Source organism: Marinobacter fuscus, from assembly GCF_003007675.1.
Lineage (GTDB): Bacteria > Pseudomonadota > Gammaproteobacteria > Pseudomonadales > Oleiphilaceae > Marinobacter > Marinobacter fuscus.
The window spans coordinates 1-3,319 of the sequence record NZ_PXNP01000035.1 but is presented as its reverse complement, the minus strand read 5'-3'; the positions used below and the strand labels follow the sequence as shown (position 1 = coordinate 3,319).

Here is a 3,319-nt window from a genome sequence, read left to right as displayed (position 1 = left end):
CAGGGAGAGTACATCCTGCAGGGTCTGAACCTTGGGCGGCTTGACGATGGGAACATACTCCCAGGGTTTGTCGAGGACATACTGATAGAAACGCTGCATAGCATTGCGGGCAATTTTGACCAGGCTCCAGGAGCGATGCTCGACCAGGTGAATGAAATACTGCTGGAGCTGCTGGGTGCTAAGCTGGTCGGGACAGGTATCGAAATGGTCGCTCACCTGTCGCAGGCAGCGGGTGTAGAGGTCGATGGTCTTGGCGCTTTTGCCCCGCAGGGTGAGTTCGTTATGGTAGCGTTGATGCAGAACTTGAAAACGAGCGTGGTCGTGGGTGTTCATGACGCGTCTCCTGACAGGCCCTTCCGAAATAGAAGGGGTCAGGAAAGTACAGACGATTTGCGCCTCTGCCGCGTAGCGGCTTCGTTCAACAAGTCGCTGTAGTACGTTCCCGGCCTGACGGCCGTCCACCGGACGCCACTGTCGTGGCGCCGCTAAGCTCAGCGTTAAGCACAAAAGGAGAACGTCATTAAGTGGGAAATTATTGAATCGCTCGATGTGCCGTGCGCAGATATATCCTACTGTTGGTTCTCCGAGCGCAACCCAAGGCTTGTCATCACGATGCACTTCTCAAGGGTCTTTGGTGGCTTTGATAAGGACATTGAGCTGACGTTTACTTCTCCTATGGCAGTCCAGTGGGAAGATGAAACATTCGGTTTGATAGGTCTTCCGGAGTTGCCGGCGTGCGCAGCTACCGAATTCAAGTCATACACATACCCAACTTTGATTGTTCCTGACTCAAAGTGGGCAGATTTGTATGCTGCCCGAACTCACATGGCAGAAGAGTACAAAAGCCATAAAGTTGCTCATTATGCATTCGTGTCTATGAATGACCTCCTCCATGTCCTCTCGCAGGAAAATCCAAGTGTGAGGGTCGTCGAGGCTCGGAATGCTTAACCAGTGGGTCAAGCCGACCGGTACTCCGCTGCGCTCCGTCCCGGCGGCTTACCCAAGGCGTTAGCAGTTTGAGAGGCTTCGATGGATGAATATGAAGCGAAGCGGATAGCTGAGCTAGAAAAGATTTATGGGCGAGAATCCGTCGACCGACTCGCCTTCTATGACCAAATTGATTATTACAAACTGGTTTTCGGCATTCGTGTTCACAAAGTAAAAGATCGTCTTAAAACACTAAAGGCGATTCGAAGCCTTGTTTCTGGCGCTATGGCTGAAATGTCAGCTGCTTTGAAGCCTGAGAATGGGGCCGTGGTTTACAGCGAATCCTTGGAGAGTGCAGACGGTTGTCTTCAGCAGTGGAAAGCGGTGAGAAGAATAATGAAGCTCAAGTCCAAGATTCAAGAGACTGGCTGCATTTGTTCTGTGGACGTTTGGCTCCCGGATGGTAGTTTTTCTCGTGAGAATATTGACGACACAGAACTGGATTATATAGCCACCCGTGTCTCAACGTGGATGTAGCGTATCTGCTAACCAATGCGTCAACGGGACCGCTTTGTTCCGCTGCGCTCCACAAATCGGCCCGTTACGCCGGCGTTAAAAGGTAAGGATAAACCTCATGGATGAGTTGGTAGTTGTAGTGTTGGATGCTCTAATCGGCGGTGTGGTGCTGTGGCTAGCCGCAAAGATTACCTATGTGGATTTAGCTCTGAGTGAGACGGTAATTGCAGCGGGAGGAGCTGCGGCCGTTGCTTTGGTGCCTACGGCTGGTTGGGTGCTATCACTTATCGTGCTATTTGTTCTTCTCAAAAAGTTCAGCAGGGCAAACATTTGGCCAGACATCATCCTGATGGTTATTGTCAGTAGGCTGGTATCGTTTGTTGCCTTGGCGGCTCTGGGTGGCCTGCGATAGCTTTTAACAAGTCGCTGTAGTACGTTCCCGGCCCGAGGGCCGTCCACCGGACGCCACTGTCGTGGCGCCGCTAAGCTCAGCTACATGGACTCCCCCTGCGGTCAAGCAACGCCATTTGATTTCGAAGCGGTTTGAGACTGCAGCTCTACATTCGGCCTCTTGTTGGGCGCTTTTGCCCGGGCCAGGATGATGATGCGTGTGAGTGATGACCTCATTCGTTAGTCGGCTTGTATCAGCCGCAAGGCTTAACAGGTTCAATCACTCTCGGTCTGACCGTTCCGTCATCGCTTGCCGTTGCTAGACTCGGCTGGCAGGCGTGTTCTGCCTGTCGTTGGTGCCTGGTTATCAGCCCTCCATAGGCTGTGTTTTAAACTCGGTTTGGTTCATCAACAGCGCCCAGATAATCCGGGCATTCTTGGCGGCCAATGCTACGGCGGCTCGTTTGTAGCCGCGGCGTTCCACCAACTCTTTAGCCCACTCGCTGAGTTGATCGTGTTTGTCGGCGAGTTTGGCAATCACCGCTCGGGTGCCATGGATCAGCAACATTCGCAGGTACTTGTCCCCGCGCTTGGTGATTCTACCCAGCCGGGGCTTGCCTCCGGTCGAGTACTGCCTGGGTACAAGCCCCAGCCAGGCGGCGAAGTGTCGTCCGCTTTTGAACTGTCTGGGATCGGGCGCACTGGCCAAGATCGCGGTGGCAGTTTGTGGTCCTATTCCTGGAATGGCCATTAGCCGTTTGGCCTGCTCGTCGCGCCGGGCCATGGCTTCGATTTCCCGGTCATAGGCCAGGATCTCTTCATCGAGCTGGAGAATGCGCTGGTTGATGTTGTTGAGTAAACGCCGTGCGAGCATGGGCAAACCGTTTTCGGCATCTTCCAGGATTTCGGGAATCCGGTGTCGGGCATGATAGCGCCCCTGGGGGATAATCAGTCCGAACTCGGCTAACAGCCCGCGAATCTGATTGATCTGGGCTGTGCGCTCTTTGGTTAACCCACGGCGAATGCGGTGAAGGCACAGTACCGCTTGTTGGTCCTCAGTCTTAACTGGAACAAAGCGCATATTGGGCCGGCTGACGGCTTCGCAGATGGCCTCGGCATCGTTGTCGTCGTTCTTGCTGCTCTTGCGATACGGAGCGACAAAGCGGGGCGCAATGATCCGGGCATCGTGGCCGAGTTTGGTTAACTCCCGAGCCCAGTAATGGGCACCGGAACAGGCTTCCATGCCGATCAGGCACGGCGGCAGTTGTGCGAAGAACGCCAACAGTTTGGGGCGATTGAGCCGTTTGCGAACCACGACCTTGCCGTGTTGATTGGTGCCATGAATACTGAACACAGTTTTCGCCAGATCGATGCCAATGGTTGTAACATTCATGGTGACTCCTCCTGCTTTTGATTGAAGATGTCAGACACCTTCAATGTGGCACATAGATGCCGTGGGAGCAGGGGGAGTCCATATCATTCGTTA

General features: G+C 53.8%; 4 protein-coding genes. 2 read left to right on the top strand and 2 right to left on the bottom strand.

Annotation, left to right across the window (positions count from 1 at the left end; translation table 11 throughout):
- Nucleotides 1-333, bottom strand: a 333-nt coding sequence (locus C7H09_RS07910; protein WP_206074286.1) for a site-specific integrase, incomplete at its 3' end; no start/stop codon positions are given.
- A 696-nt stretch (nucleotides 334-1,029) separates the two neighbouring features.
- Between C7H09_RS07910 and C7H09_RS07900 the strand changes: the two genes are divergently transcribed.
- Nucleotides 1,030-1,464 (top strand): hypothetical protein, encoded by a 435-nt coding sequence (locus C7H09_RS07900; RefSeq protein WP_106762043.1) that lies wholly within the window; start codon nucleotides 1,030-1,032, stop codon nucleotides 1,462-1,464.
- Nucleotides 1,465-1,561: 97 nt separating this feature from the next.
- Nucleotides 1,562-1,855, top strand: coding sequence for a hypothetical protein (locus C7H09_RS07895; RefSeq protein WP_106762042.1), 294 nt, complete (start codon nucleotides 1,562-1,564; stop codon nucleotides 1,853-1,855).
- A 345-nt stretch (nucleotides 1,856-2,200) separates the two neighbouring features.
- On the opposite strand, the gene C7H09_RS07890 is transcribed toward C7H09_RS07895, so the two are convergent.
- Nucleotides 2,201-3,226 carry an IS110 family RNA-guided transposase gene (locus C7H09_RS07890; RefSeq protein ID WP_106762037.1) on the bottom strand — a complete coding sequence of 342 codons (1,026 nt, stop codon included), beginning with the start codon at nucleotides 3,224-3,226 and terminating at the stop codon, nucleotides 2,201-2,203.
- Nucleotides 3,227-3,319: the final 93 nt, after the last annotated feature.